Origin of the sequence: Bartonella sp. AC62GZZY, assembly GCF_042196525.1 — a bacterium.
GTDB lineage: Bacteria > Pseudomonadota > Alphaproteobacteria > Rhizobiales > Rhizobiaceae > Bartonella.
In genome coordinates this window covers 77,093-94,198 of the sequence record NZ_JBHIQN010000003.1, presented here as the reverse complement: position 1 = coordinate 94,198, position 17,106 = coordinate 77,093, and the positions used below count along the sequence as shown (strand labels likewise).

Below are 17,106 nucleotides of genomic sequence, written 5' to 3'. Positions count from 1 at the left end.
GTGTTCTTTTAAGTCTGTGTGCAAATATATTTTTTGTTATGCCATTTTTTGTTCTTATAGCAAGGATCTTTTGTATTTTATAGAGTTTTTTCTATATTATCATATCTGTGGTACAGATCATTTTTTACTTACAGTAAGAGTAGCAACGAGTTCGGGAAGGTCGGAGAAAGTTTTTTGTTGAAAGTTGAGCGAATTCATCATTTCGGTTGTTGTTGTGGGGTGAAAGGCTCCCTGAAAGCCGAGTTTTTTTGCTTCATTGATGCGTTGTGCTGAATGTGCAACAGCGCGGGTAGCTCCTGAAAGACTGACTTCACCAAAATATACATAATTTGTTGGCAAAGGAATATTGGCAAGAGAGGATACCAAAGCAGCGGCTACAGCTAAATCAGCAGCGGGTTCTGATATGCGATATCCACCTGCCACGTTCAGATAGACATCATGCTGTCCAAAACGAATGCCACAATGGGCTTCTAAAACGGCAAGAATCATAGAAAGACGATTTCCATCCCATCCGACAACTGCACGTCTTGGTGTCCCAAGGGAAGAAGGAGCAACAAGCGCTTGAATTTCTACTAATATTGGGCGTGTTCCTTCCATGCCGGCGAAAACAGCAGCGCCTGGTGCTTTTTCATTACGTTCTCCTAAGAACAATTCGGATGGATTTATCACTTCGCGTAATCCTTTATCAGACATTTCAAAGACACCAATTTCATCTGTTGGCCCGAAGCGATTTTTTACAGTTCTAAGAATGCGATAATGATGTCCACCTTCACCCTCAAAATAGAGAACGCCATCAACCATATGTTCAACGACTCTAGGACCAGCAATTTGCCCATCTTTTGTAACATGACCAACAAGAACAACAGCAGCTCCTGTTTTCTTGGCAAAGCGGATCATTGCTTGAGCGCCAATACGTACTTGTGTGACAGTGCCAGGTGCTGAATCTGCTGTATCTGACCATAGAGTTTGAATCGAATCGATAATCACCATATCAAGGTTTTTATGTTCGCTTAAGGTTGCCAGAATATCTTCTACATTGGTTTCAGCGGCAAGTTTTACTTCTGTATTGTTCGCTCCAAGCCTCTGTGCACGCAGACAAATTTGCGCAATAGCCTCTTCACCTGAGACATAGATGACATGATGTCCTTTGCGGGATAAAGCAGCAGCTGTTTGTGTCAGCAATGTTGATTTTCCAATACCAGGATCACCACCAACAAGAAGTGCTGATCCACGGACAAAGCCCCCACCGGTAACACGATCAAGTTCCGCAATACCAGAATGAATACGTGGAGCATCTTGGATATCTCCAGAAAGAGATGTAAGGGCAACGATGCGTCCTTTACACGTATTCTGCTTAGGACCACTTCCTATGCCGCCATTTATATTTTCTTCAACAAGAGAATTCCATTCTCCACAGGCGCTACATTTCCCTGCCCAACGAGAATGGATGGTTCCGCAATTTTGACAGATAAATTGAATACGGTTGCGTGCCATGGTGGTTTAGCCAATTTGCTCTGGAAGATAATTGCTATCAGCCAAATCACTAAAGCGTGTGAAGTCAGATTGAAAGGCAAGGGGAACGATTCCTGTCGGCCCATGGCGATGTTTTGCAATAATAACATCAGCTTTTCCAAAAGCTTTGTCCATTATTTCTAGCCATTTCATATGTTCAAGGCTACCGAACTTTGGTTCTTCATTTTTGAGGTAATATTCTTCACGATAGACAAATAAAACGATGTCGGCATCTTGCTCAATAGAACCAAATCCACCTAAATCTAAAAGTTTTGGGCGTTTATCTGTTCTGTTTTCAACTTGATGTGAAAGTTGTGAAAGAGCAATAATAGGGATATTTAATTCTTTAGCTAAGGCTTTTAATTCTGCAGTGATTTCTTGAATACGATATTCAGATGTGTATTTTAAATCACTTGTCATGAGTTGGATATAATCAATAATTAAGACATCCAAACCATGTTTTTGCTTGAGACGCCGAGCACGGGCAGCCAGTTGTGAAACTGATATTCCTCCAGTTTGATCAATATAAAGGGGTGCCTTTTGGAGCTGATTTACCGTACGAATAATTTTTGAAAATTGTTCATCTGAAATATGACCACGTCGAATATCAGAAGAAGAGACTTCCGTTTGTTCAGAAATAATACGTGTTGCAAGCTGCTCTGAGGACATTTCAAGTGAGAAGAATCCTACAACGCTGCCTTCATTTTCTTGGATATTACCATTATGATTATAAGCATTGGCAATATTAAAGGCAATATTGGTAGCAAGTGAAGTTTTACCCATACCAGGGCGCCCTGCAAGGATAATTAAATCGGATGGTTGTAATCCTCCTATTTTTTCATCAAGTGTTTGAATATGAGTCGCTATCCCTGATATTTGCGAAGAGCGCTTTTTTGCAGCACCTGCTATATCAATAACTCTTTTAATAGCTTCATCAAGACTGTCAAATCCACTATCGCAGTCTTCTTTTTTTTCTAGCATAATTACACATTTTCCTTTTGTTATATATCAGTTTTTATACAATTTTATATCAAGAATATTTTGCATGTTATAGAATTTTCTCTGTGCTGTAGTATTTAAAACACTGCTTGTTTTTTATATTGCGGTAATTAGGGTAATTTTTCAGATAGATTAGAAAATATTTTTGTTAAAAGGTTTAGAGATTGTCCTATAAAGAGGAAATTTTCTGATATTTTACATAATAGCCAGCCTTGCGCAACAGCAGCAATTATTTTTGAATTTAAAAACAAGAAAATGAGTGTCTTGTGAGAAGGAGTTTTTTTAAAGAAGGAACAATATAGAAAAATTTAGATGAGCTATGGATTTTAATATATGTACCCCACTTACAACATTAAGAGATGTGTTATCATTTCGTGCAAGAAGAATGTTATTAAATAGCAAATAACGGCGGCTAGAATCATTGAAAAATGATTCTTTGTAAGAAATTTCATTCTTGATAAGAGCTACATTTTTTTAATGAGAAGAATGGTTTCACAATTTTGACAGATAAATTGAATACAATGCGCGCGTCATGGTGGTTTAGCCAATTTGCTCTGGAAGATAATTGCTATCAGCCAAATCACTAAAGCGTGTGAAGTCAGATTGAAAGGCAAGGGGAACGATTCCTGTCGGCCCATGGCGCTGTTTTGCAATAATAACATCAGCTTTTCCAAAAGCTTTGTCCATTATTTCTAGCCATTTTTGATGTTCCAAAGTATTTAGTTTTGGTTCTTCATTTTTGAGATAATATTCTTCGCGATAGACAAACAGAACGATGTCGGCATCTTGCTCAATTGAACCAGATTCACGTAAATCTGAAAGCTGTGGGCGTTTATCTGTTCTATTTTCTACTTGACGTGAAAGTTGAGAGAGAGCGATAATAGGAATATTCAATTCTTTCGCTAATGCTTTTAATCCTGTGGTAATTTCTGTGATCTCTTGAACACGATTTTCTGATGAACGCTTTGAACTGCTTGTCATGAGTTGGATATAGTCAATAAACAAGATATCTAAACCATGTTGCCGCTTGAGACGCCGCGCACGAGCGGCTAATTGCGTAATTGATATTCCACCAGTTTGATCAATATAAAGGGGTGCCTTTTGTAGTTGGTTCACCGCACGAATAATTTTTGAAAATTGTTCATCTGAAATATTACCACGCCGAATATCAGAAGAAGAGACTTCTGTCTGTTCAGAAATAATACGGGTTGCAAGCTGTTCGGATGACATCTCAAGTGAGAAGAATCCCACAATGCCACCTTCATTTTCTTGGATATTGGCATTACGATTATAAGCATTAGCAATATTAAAGGCAATATTGGTAGCCAGTGAGGTTTTACCCATACCAGGGCGGCCCGCAAGGATAATTAAGTCAGATGCTTGTAATCCTCCCATTTTTTCATCAAGTGTTTTAATATGGGTGGCTATCCCTGATAATTGTGAAGAGCGCTTTTTCGCAGCACTTGCCATATCGATAGCTTTTTTAATGGCCTCATTAAAATTTTCAAATCCACCTCCATATTTCCCTTTTTCTGCTAGCTCAAATAACTGATTTTCAACAGTTTCAATTTGTTGGGTAGGCGTGAGTTCTACAGGAGCATCAAAGGCTGTATTGACAACTTGAGTTCCAAGGTTAATCAAAGATCGTCGGATAAAGAGATCGTAAATGACGCGTCCATAATCTTCAGCGTTAATAATAGTGACTGCCTCTGTGGCTAAGCGAACAACATATTGGTATACAGTAATATCTCCAATTTTCTCTTCCATTTGGATATAGGGTTTGATTGTAACTGGATCTACACGTTTTCCTATTTTAATAAGGTGAGATAAAACATGATAAATTTTTTGATGCAATGGTTCAAAAAAATGTTCTGGTTTTAGAAAATCTGAAACGCGGTCAAGAGAATCATTGTTGATAAAGATGGCACCAAGCAATGCCTGTTCAGCTTCAATATTATGCGGAAGTTGCCGAAAAGAAGGAGAATCCTCCTTCTTTGAAGAGCTGACATTAACAACGTTAGTTTCTTCCATAATATTTTTCCACTAAAATTCTAAGTCTAGCTACTTTAGGCGATAAATTGAAAACCGTATAATTAAAAGAATAGAGCTACAAATCTTCATTTTAAGTTAAAATTATATAATTTTTTAAAACTCTCTTTCGTTCCTCATTTATCATTTGTGTATTATTTATATAACGTCTATCTATTTTATTTTATAATATGTGATTTTAAAGTGGAAGTTTTTCTACTCTAAATTTAAGTATTTTTAAGTTACTTAACCTTAAAATTCCAATATCTGTTTAAGTAGAATTATTTTTGTTTTATATGCTGGAAAACAAAAGACATTTCCTCTTAGTGATATTATCATTCTCGGCATGTAATTTTTAAATAGTATATTTCTAATTCTTTCATAAAAATTAGGTTCTTTATGTACGATAGCCATAAAATACTCACTTTTAAAGTGTGAGTATTTTATGAGCGATATTTAAAATGGAATAAAAAATATAAAACAGAAAGAAAAAATAGCAATTAAGCTTCTTGATGAGAACTGTTTATATCGTTGTCATTAATTTCTTCTGCCAATAATTCTTCCTGACTTTCTTCTAATAATTCTTCTTGAATATTATATATTTCTTTAGCCGAAGTGAGAGTTTCACCTTCTGCTTGGCGTTGTGCTTCACTGGTAGAACGCGCAACGTTAATAATCACAGAAATTTGAACTTCTGGATGTAAACTAAGAGTGATAGTGTGAAGACCGATCATTTTTATTGGATGATTAAGTTCGATTTGATTTCTTCCAATAGAAAAGCCTTCATCTGTTATGATTTCAGCAATATCACGTGTTGACACAGAACCATAAAGTTGTCCCGTTTCACCAGCAGAACGAACAACAATGAATGATTGTCCATCAAGTTTTTCAGCAATTTTTTGCGCTTCGCTTTTGCGTTCAAGATTACGTGCTTCAAGTTGTGCACGTTGTACCTCAAAATGTTTTTTATTAGCTTCATTTGCGCGTAAAGCTTTACCTTGAGGCAAGAGAAAATTACGCGCATAACCATCTTTAACTGAGACAATATCACCCATCTGACCAAGACGAGGAATGCGCTCAAGTAAAATAATATCCATAGTTTTTCCTTTCGAACAAATAAATTTAGTGGAGTTTTTTGCGTGATTGAAAATTGTATTGAATAGCAGCCCAAATTCCCATCAAAAGCATCATGAAAACAATAGGTGGAGTAAAAACGACTGTTAAAATAGCAATATAAACAAGAGAAAGTATAATAATCCGACCGTTTACCCCTTTTGTAATATTGTGAAGATATGCTAGACCGCTAATTAATATGATGACAGTGTATGCAGTACTAAAGACAAGTGTACTCAAGTTAAGAGAAGCGCTCAACTCAACCATCGATGCTATGCAAACAATAATAAAAATAATAATTCCAGAAATTGGAAGGCGGAGAGTTTGGCTCCAATCATCACGGGGTCTTTTCAGCCATTTCATATGTTGTGCTGCTATCATGGAAAAGTAAAGGTTACCAATGAGAAAAACCAAACTATAAATAGTCAAAGAAAAAGCAGTAAAAGTTGCTGTATGCGTCATTAAAAGCTCATTAAAAGCGCGTATATCGGCTTCCTTTATTGACTGTGTTTGTTGCAGAGTTTGTGCTATGTTTTCGGTGATTTTTTTTGCAACGATGGGTGTGGAAGGACGTGTTTGAACATAGAGCCCAATGAAAGTTGCTATAAGAGCGATAAAATTAGTTAAATGAAAAATAACCGATGATAATGGATACCACATCAGTTCGTTTTCTTTTTGCGCTGGTCGTGCAAGCCCAAGAAGCCAAGAAGCATAGACAGCAGGAAGGAAAAATAAGAACATAAAGCCAAGAGCAATATAGGCATTAGTGGTTATGATAAGAACAACAGTGGCACTTATGAGGGCGATGAGACTGGCTAATGTTCCTTGACCGAACGCAACAATAAAAATTGGCAATGAAAGAAAGCAGCCAAGAAGAAGAGAAAAAAAGGGCGCGATATTTGCAACACTGATGATTGCCATTCCTATCACAACAGCAAATAATCCTGCCAAAATACCGGTTAATATCTCATAAGTACGATTTTTTTTCATTTATTGCTGTCCTGCTTTCTGCAGTTAGAGGCGTGTCAATACCCCAACTTTGACATTTAATAGCTTAACATAGGATACAACAAGCTATTTTTTAACCATATAAGAAAAGCAACTGGATAAACTCTCCAGTTGCATAGCGTATTGATCACTTACTTTATAACGTACGGAAGTAGGCCTAAAAAGCGAGCACGTTTGATAGCGTTAGCTAATTCACGCTGTCTTTTTTGACTAACAGCTGTAATCCGTGAAGGAACAATTTTTCCACGTTCAGAGATATAACGTTGTAACAATTTGATATCTTTATAATCAATTTTCGGTGCATTAACTCCTGAAAAAGGACATGTTTTGCGACGGCGATGAAAGGGGCGACGTGCAGAGTTTTGATTAGTATCAGTCATCATTCTACCCCTTCTATAGCATTTTCACGTTGACGACGCGGGGAACGAGAACGCTCCTCATCATGACCAATGTGGCTATTGCGATCAAGATGTGAGAGCATAGCAGATTTTTCTTTTTCATGTTTTTCTACACGAATGGTCATGTAACGCAAAACATCCTCATTGATGCGCATCTGACGCTCCATTTCAGCAATTGCTGTAGCTGGTGCATCAATATTGACCAATACATAATAAGCCTTACGGTTTTTTCGAATACGGTAAGCAAGAGGACGAAGTCCCCAATTTTCTACACGCCCAACTTTTCCACCCTGCGCTTCAATGACACCTTTGTAGAGACTCAAAAGTTCATCAACTTGTTGCGGTGCAATGTCTTGTCGAGCAAGGAACATATGTTCATAAAGAGCCATTGTTTTGCCTTTCTTCAATTAAATTCCACCGGTTTTAGCGCAAAGCCTCTGCGACTTGTCTTTTTTGGAAATCCAAAGAAGAAAGGACGCGTTTACAATTCGAGACATCTCAGAGCGGAGACACGGGAGGTCGGAAACATTGTATTTCCTACTGATTTCACAGCCCTCCGTTCAACCTCCAGCTAAAGTACCGGCAACGAACACTCCATATCTACAGGTTATCTTTAAAAATAGCAAGTTTACGCACATAAAAAAATTGATTTATTAAATCTTGATATATTTTCAATATATTTCCCTCTTCTACAAAGAGATAGTTCTGTAACACTATAAAAATAAGGAGAGAAAAATGGACTTTTTAAACCAGATTGATGTTTCACTCTTTGAAATGTTTGTCGGCAATCATCAATCTTGGTCGATTTTAGTTTTGTTTAGCATTTTTTGTGCAAAGTTTTTAATTTACATCATTCCTATTCATCTTTTTGCGTTGTGGTTTTGTGGTAGAGAAAGGGAACGATGTGTCGTGCTAAGCACTTGCATGAGCATTTGTACTTCTCTTTTCATAGGCTATCTCATTTCTCTTTTTTACTTTCATCCACGCCCATTCGTTGTAGGGCTGACAACACCCCTGATTCAACATCGTGCAACAGCTTCTTTTCCTAGTAATCATGCCTTGACCATTGCATCTTATACAGCTAACTTTTATTTTTACCGATACAAAGTGGCTTTTAGATTTGCTGTGGTGTTTTTATTCTTAATCTGTTGGGCGCGCATCTTTGTGGGTGTACATTACCCTTTTGATATTTTAGCAGGTATAGTTTTAGGAAGTCTTATAAGTTTGAGTGTTATTCAGTTTATAGCACCATATTTTCCTAAGTTTTTATATCAAATTCCACCCTTAAAATATAATTTTAAGTGTGGTATTCGTTTTAAATAAAGGGCTTTATCTTGATTTGTGCGGATGAATAAGGTCAAAAGAAAATAATTTAATTGTACAGTTTTAGGAGTTGATAAATGGGTGCAGCTTTTGTTTTTCCAGGGCAGGGGAGTCAACTTGTTGGTATGGGGAAAGCGCTTGCAGAGCAATTTGTTGCAGCGCGGATGGTTTTCGAGGAAGTTGATGATGCTTTGGGTGAGAAATTATCAAAGATCATTTTTGAAGGACCAGCAAATGTTTTAACGTTAACAGCAAATGCACAACCGGCATTAATGGCTGTATCTATGGCTGTCATTCGTGTGATGAAACAATTAGGGCTTCGTATAGAAGAAAAGGTAAGATTTGTTGCTGGCCATTCTTTAGGCGAATATTCGGCTCTTTGTGCTGCTGGTACATTTACTCTCACAGATACGGCAAGACTTTTGCGTATTCGTGGCAATGCTATGCAGGCTGCTGTTGCGGTTGGTGAAGGTTCTATGGCTGCATTGATTGGTTTGGAAGAGCACATTGTGGAAGAAATTTGCGAAACTGTTTCTGGAGAAGGACTATGTCAGATTGCTAATGATAATGGTGGTGGGCAAATTGTTATTTCCGGTAAAGCAAAAGCAGTTGAGGCAGCGGTAGAGATTGCATCAATAAAAGGTGCAAAACGTGCACTTCTTCTTCCTGTTTCTGCACCTTTTCATTCATCTTTAATGCAACCTGCTGCTGATGCCATGAAGAAAGCACTTTTGACTGTTAACAAAATGTCCCCTATTGTTCCTTTGATTGCCAATGTTTCTGTTGCACCTGAGAGCAATCCAGAGCGTATTACTACTCTTCTTGTCCAACAAGTGACTGGGAGGGTGCGATGGCGTGAAACAATAGAATGGATCGCTGCGAATGGGGTTGATACGCTTTTTGAAGTTGGTTCTGGAAAAGTATTAACAGGTTTAACGCGTCGTATTAACAAAGATATAAAGGGGGTAACAATTGGAACAGTTGATGAAATAGAATCAGCGCTAGGCATGCTTGGCGTTTAATCTATAAGGAGTTAAAAAATGTTTAGATTAACAGGGCGTAAAGCTCTTGTAACGGGGGCTTCGGGAGAAATTGGTGAGGCAATTGCACGCTGCTTTCATGCACAAGGAGCCATTGTTGGACTTCATGGAACACGTGAAGAAAAGCTCAGAGAAGTGGCGGCAGAATTAGGGCAGAATGTTTTTGTATTTCCCGCTAATCTTTCTGAACGCCAATCGATTAAACAATTGGCTGAAGTTGCAGAGAGAAAAATGGATGGCGTCGACATTTTGGTTAACAATGCGGGAATCACTAGAGATGGTCTTTTTGTGCGTATGCAAGATAAAGACTGGGATGATGTTTTAGAAGTTAACCTAACAGCTGCTTCTCTTTTGACGCGTGAATTAATACATTCTATGATGCGCCGCCGTTATGGAAGAATTATTAACATTACATCTGTTGTTGGTGTTGTGGGAAATCCTGGACAAACGAATTACTGTGCTGCAAAAGCAGGCTTGATAGGTTTTTCTAAAGCATTGGCACAAGAAATTGCTTCGCGAAATATCACTGTCAATTGTATTGCTCCAGGATTTATTAAATCTGCAATGACAGACAAGCTTAATGAAAAGCAAAAAGAAGCCATTATGGCTGCGATTCCAATGAAGCGTATGGGAAGTGGGCAAGAAATAGCCACTGCTGCTGTTTATTTAGCAAGCGATGAAGCAGCCTATACGACAGGTCAAACACTCCATATCAATGGTGGAATGGCAATGATATGAGTATTTATTTTATTCCACATTGATTTATGAATTGTATTATTTTAGATAGTAACGATTGAAATGGATAGATGCATCTATTTCTTTAATATGGTCGTTAATCAATTGATGTCGGAATGTCAGATTGGTTCATTTTGTAGGGGATATCCACAGGATGTTTTAAATCATTACTAAAATCTTTTAAAGTAATGCATCTATTGCTTGATTAGATGAACCGATATAGTTAACCAAATTATAGGAAATATAAATTCGAGGATTTCAACATGAGTGATACAGTAGAGCGCGTTAAGAAAATTATCGTGGAACATCTTGGGGTTAATGCTGATAAAGTTGTAGAAAATGCAAGCTTTATCGATGATCTAGGGGCTGATAGCCTTGATACGGTTGAACTCGTTATGGCTTTTGAAGAAGAGTTTGGGGTAGAAATTCCAGATGAAGCTGCTGAAACGATTTTCACCGTTGGTGATGCAGTCAAGTTCATTGATAAAGCTTCTGCGTGATTACTAAAGGGCAAAGGCATAAATTGCTTTTGCCTATATTCTTCGGAGTTCTTTTGAAAAGAGAGCTTTGAGAGGTGAAGTTTAGTTCAAGGTTAGAAGTTATGAGACGTGTTGTTGTTACTGGTTTAGGATTGGTATCTCCATTAGCTGGTAATATTGAATATAGTTGGAAACGACTTCTTGAAGGAAGAAGTGGTGTCCGACGTATCACTGAATTTGATGTATCAGATTTGCCATGCCAGATTGCTGCGCGTATCCCCTTAGGGGATGGAACAGAGGGGACCTATAATGCTGATTTGTATATGGAACCTAAGGAGCAACGTAAAGTTGATGCATTTATTGTTTATGCAATGGCTGCTGCTAACCAAGCGCTTGCAGATGCCGAATGGTTTCCTAAGAGTGATGAAGATCAGATTTGTACAGGTGTGTTAATTGGTTCGGGAATTGGGGGAGTTGAGGGCATTGTTGAAGCTGGTTATACGCTTCGTGATAAGGGCCCACGTCGTGTTTCTCCCTTTTTTATTCCAGGTCGTTTGATTAATCTTGCTTCTGGTTATGTGTCTATTCAATATGGTTTACGGGGGCCTAATCATTCTGTTGTAACGGCTTGTTCGACAGGGGCGCATGCGATTGGTGATGCGGCACGTTTGATTATGTTTGGTGATGCAGATGTCATGGTGGCAGGGGGGACTGAATCTCCGATAAATCGGATATCTCTTGCAGGTTTTGCAGCTTGTAGAGCTCTTTCTACTTGTCGCAATGATGATCCTGAACGGGCGTCACGTCCTTATGATACTGATCGTGATGGTTTTGTGATGGGGGAAGGAGCAGCTGTTGTTGTTTTAGAAGAGCTGGAACATGCCAAAAAACGAGGGGCGCGTATTTATGCTGAGATTATTGGCTATGGTTTATCTGGTGACGCTTACCACATTACAGCACCTTCAGAAAGTGGTGAAGGGGCTCAGCGTAGTATGATAGCTGCTCTTAAGCGTGCACAAGTGAATGTGAGTGAACTTGATTATATTAATGCTCATGGTACATCTACGATGGCTGATTCCATAGAGCTAGCGGCTGTTGAGCGTGTTTTAGGGAGTTATGCACCACAAGTTTCTATGTCATCAACGAAATCATCTATCGGGCATTTACTTGGTGCAGCCGGTGCTGCTGAGGCTATTTTTTCTATTTTAGCTATACGGGATAATATAGCCCCAGCGACACTGAATCTTGACAATCCATCGATTGAAACAAAAATCGACCTTGTACCACACAAACCGCGTGAACGAAAGATTGATACGATTCTTTCTAATTCTTTTGGATTTGGTGGGACAAATGCATCGTTGGTGATACAACGTTTTAGAGGATAATAAGTATTTTTATTTAATTTCTTCTTTTGAGTTTTCTACTTTATTATAAGGTGAATGAGAAATTATAATATTATCCTTAATCGCTATGAGGGGTTATGTCCGATGTGAAAAATGGAAAACCATTAAAGGACGTAAGTGATTCCTCTTCGAATCATTTAGCAGATAGTTATGACATGTTAATACATAAAAAACGAAAGAAATCATCTATCGTCCGTAATCCATTGGTTGTTCTCGGTAATTTTTTTCTTATGCTGATTGTGATTATTCTTTTTGGCATAAGTATTCCTCTTTATATTGGAAAAAGTATTTTTGAAGAAAAGGGAAAAATTGAGGAAGAACAAATTGTTCTTATCCATCCTGGTACCGGAATTCGTGAAATTGCTTCATTGCTAGAAAAACGTGGTTTCATTCGATCATCAGATATCTTTGTTTATGGGGTTGGTTATCACCAAAAAACAACGCATCTGAAGGCTGGTGAATATTTAATTCCAGCTCATGCTTCGATGCAGGATATTATGGATATTCTTGTGAAAGGAAAATCTATAGAGTATACATTTACAGTACCTGAAGGTTTAACGGTTCAGCAAGTTTTCGATCGATTAGCTGCGAATGAAATTTTGATTGGAGACCTTCCAAAAATTTTGCCTCCAGAAGGCTGTTTAATGACGGATACTGTTCGTTTTATTCGGGGGACAACGCGTAAAGAGATTGTAAACAGATTGCGTGAAGGACAGACAAAATTAATTCATGCTATATGGGCTACGCGTTCACCTGATTTACCTATTAAATCAATTGATGAATTTGTTATATTAGCCTCAATTGTTGAGAAAGAAACGGGAATTGCAGCAGAAAGACCAATGGTTGCTGCGGTATTTTATAACCGCCTTACAAAGCATATGCGTCTTCAATCGGATCCAACAGTAATTTATGGTCTCTTCGGAGGAAAAGGAAAACCATCCGGTCGTGCGATTTATCGTTCAGATCTTGAGAAGGAAACACCATATAATACTTATAAAATTAATGGTTTGCCTCCAACGGCTATTGCAAATCCAGGTCGAGATTCTTTGAAAGCGGTAGCACATCCACCAAGCAGTGATGCACTTTATTTTGTTGCTGATGGTTCAGGAGGGCATGTCTTTTCTCGAACTTTAGAAGAACATAATATGAATGTTCGCAAGTGGCGAGAATTAAAGGCAAGACATTAAATTTATAATAATAACGTATCTGTTTGCATCGTAAAATGAAAATCCAAAGTATAGTAAAATTTTTTTATAAGAATTATAAAAATCATTTTCTTGTATGCTACAAGAGAGCTTAGCGTATGGATAAAAATATTTAAGAAAGAAATAAATATACTGCTAATAAATTATTTTAATGGAAGAACAGGATAACATTGAGATCTAGCTGCTAAAGCAAATACCATTGGTTGGGAGAAATATTGAGGTAATGTATTATTTAAATTTTGAAGAAAAATTTATAAACAAAGTAGAGTGGTGTGATGACAGCCTTTGAAAGTAAATTCAATGCCATAAAAACAAATCAACGCCGCGGTTTTTTATTTATTCTCTCTTCACCTTCAGGCGCTGGTAAATCAACAATTTCTCGATTACTTCTAAAAGAGGGACAATTAGAGCTTTCCGTAAGTATGACCACAAGGAAAAGGCGTCCTAGTGAAGTAGATGGGCTGCATTATTACTTTATTTCAAAGGAAGAGTTTGAATATAAGCGTGATAGGGATGAATTTATTGAGTGGGCAGAAGTTCACGGGAATTATTATGGCACTTTACGTGAAACTGTTGAAAAAGCATTGAATACCGGCCGTGATATGCTATTTGATATTGATTATCAGGGTACTAAGCAGCTGCAAAAAAAAATGCTAGGAGATACTGTATCTGTTTTTATTCTTCCACCATCAATGAAAGAGCTTGTTTCGCGTTTACATCGTCGAGCCGAAGATAGTCAAGATATCATCAATTTACGATTGGAAAATGCACGAACGGAATTGAAGCATTGGCATTCTTATGATTATGTTGTGATTAACGAAGATTTAGATCAATCTTTATCTTTTATTAAGTCTATTTATTTAGCTGAAACCAAAAAACGCGAGCGCTGTTCTTATCTTGCCTCTTTTGTTGATGGGCTTATTGCTGAAAAGATCGATAAATGCCTTTATTAAAAAAGAATGCAAAACAAAAAGTGCATTTTTTAGAGCACTAGATGCGCTAAAGTTACAAATTCAGAAACCGAGAGTGTTTCAGCACGGCGTCTTCCATCAATTCCAGCTTTTTCTAACAGCTCTTCACCTCCAAGTGTTTTGAGATTTTGACGAAGCATTTTTCGTCTTTGTCCAAAAGCAGTTTTTGTAATGAGGCTTAGTTTTTGTGCAGAGCAGGCAAGAGGGCGGGGGCGCGGAATAATATGAACAACGGAAGAGGTTACTTTAGGCGCTGGTATAAAGGCTTGAGGTGGAACATCAAAAGCAATTTTAGCAACGGTACGCCAGCCAGCTAAAACACTAAGGCGTCCATAGTGAGCAGAGTGAGGTTGAGCCGTAATCCGTTTGGCAACTTCACGTTGGAACATCAATGTCATTGACTCATAAAAAGGAGGCCATGGTTCAGACAAAAGCCAATTTAATAAGAGTTGTGTTCCAATATTATAGGGAAGGTTTGCAATAATGCGTGGTTTTTCTAGGCTTGTTTCAAAGAGTTTTGAGAAATCTTGCTTCAGAGCATCATTACAAATAAGTTTTAATTTTTGAGGATAGTGTTTTTCTATTTCTAAGAGAGCCGGTATACAACGCTCATCGCGTTCTATTGCTATTACAATGGCGCCCTTTGCCAGCAAGGCACGTGTGAGACCTCCAGGACCAGGCCCAACTTCAATAACAGGTTTTCCTTCTATATTTCCTGCTTGATGAGCAATTTTAGAGGTTAAATTAAGATCAAAAAGAAAATTTTGCCCCAAAGATTTATGTGCTTGTAATCCATATATATCAATAACCTCACGCAGAGGAGGAAGATTATCTATTGGCATGGGTTCAAACTATTTTTTGCAAGTTGATTTGCAAGTTTAAGAGCAGCAATAAAGCTTTCGGGAGAGGCTATCCCTTTATCAGCAATGTCAAAAGCAGTCCCGTGATCTGGAGACGTACGAATAAAAGGTAAACCTAATGTAACATTAACGGTGGTATCAAAGTCTAATGTTTTAACAGGGATAAGGGCTTGATCATGATACATACAAATGGCAACGTCATATGCCTTTCTTGCGCATTCATGGAACATTGTGTCGGCAGGCAGCGGGCCTGCAATATTGAGTCCTTTCTTTTTAAGATATTCAATAGCAGGAGTGATAACTTCAATATCTTCTTTTCCCATTGCACCTCCTTCTCCAGCATGAGGATTAAGACCAGCAACAGCTAGTCGGGGTGATGTTATTTTAAACCGTGTTTTTAAGTCACATTCAGTAATAAGTACCGTTTGAATAATTAAATCACGGGTAAGCTGTGAAGGAACATCTTTGAATGGAATATGAACAGTAATTGGTACCGTTTTTAATCGAGGTCCTGCTAACATCATAACGGGATGATAACATTTATGAAAAGCTTTATATGCCAAATCGGCTAAAAATTCTGTATGACCTGGAAATTGAAAACCAGCATCATAAAGATTTTTTTTTGCAATAGGACAAGTGATTAGTGCACATGCATGGCCACTTTGAATCAATTGAACACTGCGTTTAATCGCTTCAATGATTCCAGCAGCATTATTCGATGAAGGTATACCTAATTGATCACTTTGTTTGTTTTTTAACGGTATGATAGGAAGAGCGTTTTGAAAATTTTTTGTAGGATTATTGATTAAAACAGATTGCACCTCAACATCAATCTGTAAAAAACGAGCGCGCGAACGAATAACATCTGGATCAGCAAGAAGTACAAAAGGTGGAATTTTATGCGTAACACGCAAATTCCACGCTTTTAGTACTATTTCAGGACCAATTCCGGCAGGATCTCCACCGCTAACAACAAGAATAGCCATTATGAATTTTGAATACGCGCCACTCGGCGCAGTTCTTCTAAATATTTGTCGCTTAATTCTTCAAGTTTTTGCGGGCTTCTTTTTTTACTATCTTGAAGAGAAAAGATCAGCCGAGCGACATAATCATCAGAAACTCTCTTTATTTTGCAGACAGCAATTGCTTCGATTCCATCAGATGTTTCTTGTAATTTTGTCATTTTTCCAGCAGGTGTTGCAAGAATAGCTTGTTCCCATGCACTGGGGAGTTGGGGCTCCAGAAACTTTCCTAAGTGACGGATAGTAACGTCTAAAATACCTTTTGCTTGATTGTGAGCATTTGCACATCCACGGAAATGTGCGCGAAAATTACTTGCTTCTCTTTGACGTCTTTCAAAGATTTCTGAACGACGATGTGCTGGAATGACAAAAACAATTCTCTGTAATGTATATTCGTTGGTTGAAGGTTTTACACCACCATTTTTTAATATTCTGCGTACAGCTTCTTGTTCGCTAATCATACCTGTTTCAGATTGATAGCGTGCGCTAACAAGACGTCCCCATCCTATTTGTCCACGGATGTAATCTTTAAAGTGTTGCACAGTGATATCAGTTTGGATCAGAATCTGGTTGAGCTGATCAATCGTCATATTATTTTGTGTTGCAAAATTCTCAAAAGCTTTATCAACTTCATCATTGCTTACTTCAATATTAAGACGTTTTATTTCAATATTTTTTAGCTTTTCGTCAACAAGCTCTTTTTTAGCCTGTGCCACCAAATTGCCTTGCTTTTGTTGCAGTCTCAGAAAAGCAAGGCGCCTTTGTATATCATAATTTGTGATGGGGTTGCCATTAACTGTAACAACAATAGAAGTCTGCGCAAAGACTGTCGGAATCAAAAATCCATTTATTAACAGGCTACTTACGCTCAAAGACGCAATATAAAATAAAGCAAGAAAACGCTTTTTCAATTTATTCATATAAATAGGCTTTCGCATTGTTTATTAATTCTTCATCAACAACTTAAAATACACGCTTTCTTTCATAAAAACAATGATAAGTTAAATGAC

Annotated in this window: 16 protein-coding genes and 1 pseudogene; 7 read left to right on the top strand and 10 right to left on the bottom strand. The window is 37.8% G+C overall.

What is annotated here, in order from left to right:
* Positions 1 to 117: 117 nt before the first annotated feature.
* The 7 genes and pseudogenes from radA to rpsF all read right to left on the bottom strand — a co-directional run bounded on the left by radA (position 118) and on the right by rpsF (position 7,447).
* A complete protein-coding gene (radA, locus tag ACFIML_RS03240; protein WP_375606293.1) occupies positions 118 to 1,494 on the bottom strand; it encodes a DNA repair protein RadA in 1,377 nt (458 codons plus the stop codon).
* A 6-nt stretch (positions 1,495 to 1,500) separates the two neighbouring features.
* Positions 1,501 to 2,490: pseudogene (locus ACFIML_RS03235) on the bottom strand (DnaB-like helicase C-terminal domain-containing protein); the annotation flags it as partial.
* 561 nt (positions 2,491 to 3,051) lie between these two features.
* Positions 3,052 to 4,542, bottom strand: coding sequence for a replicative DNA helicase (locus tag ACFIML_RS03230; RefSeq protein ID WP_375606292.1), 1,491 nt, complete (start codon positions 4,540 to 4,542; stop codon positions 3,052 to 3,054).
* Positions 4,543 to 5,039: 497 nt separating this feature from the next.
* A complete protein-coding gene (rplI, locus tag ACFIML_RS03225) occupies positions 5,040 to 5,636 on the bottom strand; it encodes a 50S ribosomal protein L9 (RefSeq protein WP_273791080.1) in 597 nt (198 codons plus the stop codon).
* 25 nt (positions 5,637 to 5,661) lie between these two features.
* Complete coding sequence (locus ACFIML_RS03220) at positions 5,662 to 6,642, bottom strand: hypothetical protein (protein ID WP_375686401.1); 981 nt, start codon at positions 6,640 to 6,642, stop codon at positions 5,662 to 5,664.
* Positions 6,643 to 6,791: 149 nt separating this feature from the next.
* Positions 6,792 to 7,040: a 30S ribosomal protein S18 gene (gene rpsR, locus ACFIML_RS03215; RefSeq protein WP_375606469.1), complete on the bottom strand. Its 249-nt coding sequence runs from the start codon at positions 7,038 to 7,040 to the stop codon at positions 6,792 to 6,794.
* The gene (gene rpsF / locus ACFIML_RS03210) at positions 7,040 to 7,447 is read right to left on the bottom strand and encodes a 30S ribosomal protein S6 (RefSeq protein WP_375606290.1); all 408 of its coding nucleotides are present in this window, start codon (positions 7,445 to 7,447) and stop codon (positions 7,040 to 7,042) included. The genes rpsR and rpsF overlap by 1 nt, the downstream gene beginning before the upstream one ends.
* 346 nt (positions 7,448 to 7,793) lie before the next feature.
* Here rpsF and ACFIML_RS03205 point away from each other — a divergent pair, with 346 nt between their 5' ends.
* The 7 genes from ACFIML_RS03205 (at position 7,794) to gmk (ending at position 14,196) form a co-directional block, all read left to right on the top strand.
* A complete protein-coding gene (locus ACFIML_RS03205) occupies positions 7,794 to 8,381 on the top strand; it encodes an undecaprenyl-diphosphatase (RefSeq protein WP_375606289.1) in 588 nt (195 codons plus the stop codon).
* A 77-nt stretch (positions 8,382 to 8,458) separates the two neighbouring features.
* A complete protein-coding gene (gene fabD / locus ACFIML_RS03200) occupies positions 8,459 to 9,403 on the top strand; it encodes an ACP S-malonyltransferase (RefSeq protein ID WP_375614391.1) in 945 nt (314 codons plus the stop codon).
* 18 nt (positions 9,404 to 9,421) lie between these two features.
* On the top strand, positions 9,422 to 10,159 hold the full coding sequence (gene fabG, locus ACFIML_RS03195; protein WP_375614390.1) for a 3-oxoacyl-[acyl-carrier-protein] reductase: 738 nt from the start codon (positions 9,422 to 9,424) through the stop codon (positions 10,157 to 10,159).
* Between the two features lie 260 nt (positions 10,160 to 10,419).
* The gene (locus ACFIML_RS03190) at positions 10,420 to 10,656 is read left to right on the top strand and encodes an acyl carrier protein (protein ID WP_004860281.1); all 237 of its coding nucleotides are present in this window, start codon (positions 10,420 to 10,422) and stop codon (positions 10,654 to 10,656) included.
* A 101-nt stretch (positions 10,657 to 10,757) separates the two neighbouring features.
* Positions 10,758 to 12,020, top strand: coding sequence for a beta-ketoacyl-ACP synthase II (fabF, locus tag ACFIML_RS03185; RefSeq protein WP_375610164.1), 1,263 nt, complete (start codon positions 10,758 to 10,760; stop codon positions 12,018 to 12,020).
* Positions 12,021 to 12,115: 95 nt separating this feature from the next.
* On the top strand, positions 12,116 to 13,225 hold the full coding sequence (mltG, locus tag ACFIML_RS03180; RefSeq protein WP_375606286.1) for an endolytic transglycosylase MltG: 1,110 nt from the start codon (positions 12,116 to 12,118) through the stop codon (positions 13,223 to 13,225).
* A 293-nt stretch (positions 13,226 to 13,518) separates the two neighbouring features.
* A complete protein-coding gene (gene gmk, locus ACFIML_RS03175) occupies positions 13,519 to 14,196 on the top strand; it encodes a guanylate kinase (protein WP_375606285.1) in 678 nt (225 codons plus the stop codon).
* A gap of 29 nt (positions 14,197 to 14,225) precedes the next feature.
* Here gmk and rsmA read toward each other — a convergent pair whose 3' ends face one another.
* The 3 genes from rsmA to ACFIML_RS03160 are packed head-to-tail and all read right to left on the bottom strand — an operon-like array spanning position 14,226 to position 17,016.
* Positions 14,226 to 15,056: a 16S rRNA (adenine(1518)-N(6)/adenine(1519)-N(6))-dimethyltransferase RsmA gene (gene rsmA, locus ACFIML_RS03170; protein ID WP_375606284.1), complete on the bottom strand. Its 831-nt coding sequence runs from the start codon at positions 15,054 to 15,056 to the stop codon at positions 14,226 to 14,228.
* The gene (pdxA, locus tag ACFIML_RS03165) at positions 15,047 to 16,060 is read right to left on the bottom strand and encodes a 4-hydroxythreonine-4-phosphate dehydrogenase PdxA (protein ID WP_375614963.1); all 1,014 of its coding nucleotides are present in this window, start codon (positions 16,058 to 16,060) and stop codon (positions 15,047 to 15,049) included. The genes rsmA and pdxA overlap by 10 nt, the downstream gene beginning before the upstream one ends.
* A complete protein-coding gene (locus tag ACFIML_RS03160; RefSeq protein ID WP_375606282.1) occupies positions 16,060 to 17,016 on the bottom strand; it encodes a SurA N-terminal domain-containing protein in 957 nt (318 codons plus the stop codon). The genes pdxA and ACFIML_RS03160 overlap by 1 nt, the downstream gene beginning before the upstream one ends.
* Positions 17,017 to 17,106: the final 90 nt, after the last annotated feature.

Coding starts and splice junctions, on each gene's coding strand:
- radA (WP_375606293.1), bottom strand. CDS start 1,494: ATGGCACGCAACCGTATTCAATTTATCTGTCAAAATTGCGGAACCATC.
- ACFIML_RS03230 (WP_375606292.1), bottom strand. CDS start 4,542: ATGGAAGAAACTAACGTTGTTAATGTCAGCTCTTCAAAGAAGGAGGAT.
- rplI (WP_273791080.1), bottom strand. CDS start 5,636: ATGGATATTATTTTACTTGAGCGCATTCCTCGTCTTGGTCAGATGGGT.
- ACFIML_RS03220 (WP_375686401.1), bottom strand. CDS start 6,642: ATGAAAAAAAATCGTACTTATGAGATATTAACCGGTATTTTGGCAGGA.
- rpsR (WP_375606469.1), bottom strand. CDS start 7,040: ATGACTGATACTAATCAAAACTCTGCACGTCGCCCCTTTCATCGCCGT.
- rpsF (WP_375606290.1), bottom strand. CDS start 7,447: ATGGCTCTTTATGAACATATGTTCCTTGCTCGACAAGACATTGCACCG.
- ACFIML_RS03205 (WP_375606289.1), top strand. CDS start 7,794: ATGGACTTTTTAAACCAGATTGATGTTTCACTCTTTGAAATGTTTGTC.
- fabD (WP_375614391.1), top strand. CDS start 8,459: ATGGGTGCAGCTTTTGTTTTTCCAGGGCAGGGGAGTCAACTTGTTGGT.
- fabG (WP_375614390.1), top strand. CDS start 9,422: ATGTTTAGATTAACAGGGCGTAAAGCTCTTGTAACGGGGGCTTCGGGA.
- ACFIML_RS03190 (WP_004860281.1), top strand. CDS start 10,420: ATGAGTGATACAGTAGAGCGCGTTAAGAAAATTATCGTGGAACATCTT.
- fabF (WP_375610164.1), top strand. CDS start 10,758: ATGAGACGTGTTGTTGTTACTGGTTTAGGATTGGTATCTCCATTAGCT.
- mltG (WP_375606286.1), top strand. CDS start 12,116: ATGTCCGATGTGAAAAATGGAAAACCATTAAAGGACGTAAGTGATTCC.
- gmk (WP_375606285.1), top strand. CDS start 13,519: ATGACAGCCTTTGAAAGTAAATTCAATGCCATAAAAACAAATCAACGC.
- rsmA (WP_375606284.1), bottom strand. CDS start 15,056: ATGCCAATAGATAATCTTCCTCCTCTGCGTGAGGTTATTGATATATAT.
- pdxA (WP_375614963.1), bottom strand. CDS start 16,060: ATGGCTATTCTTGTTGTTAGCGGTGGAGATCCTGCCGGAATTGGTCCT.
- ACFIML_RS03160 (WP_375606282.1), bottom strand. CDS start 17,016: ATGAATAAATTGAAAAAGCGTTTTCTTGCTTTATTTTATATTGCGTCT.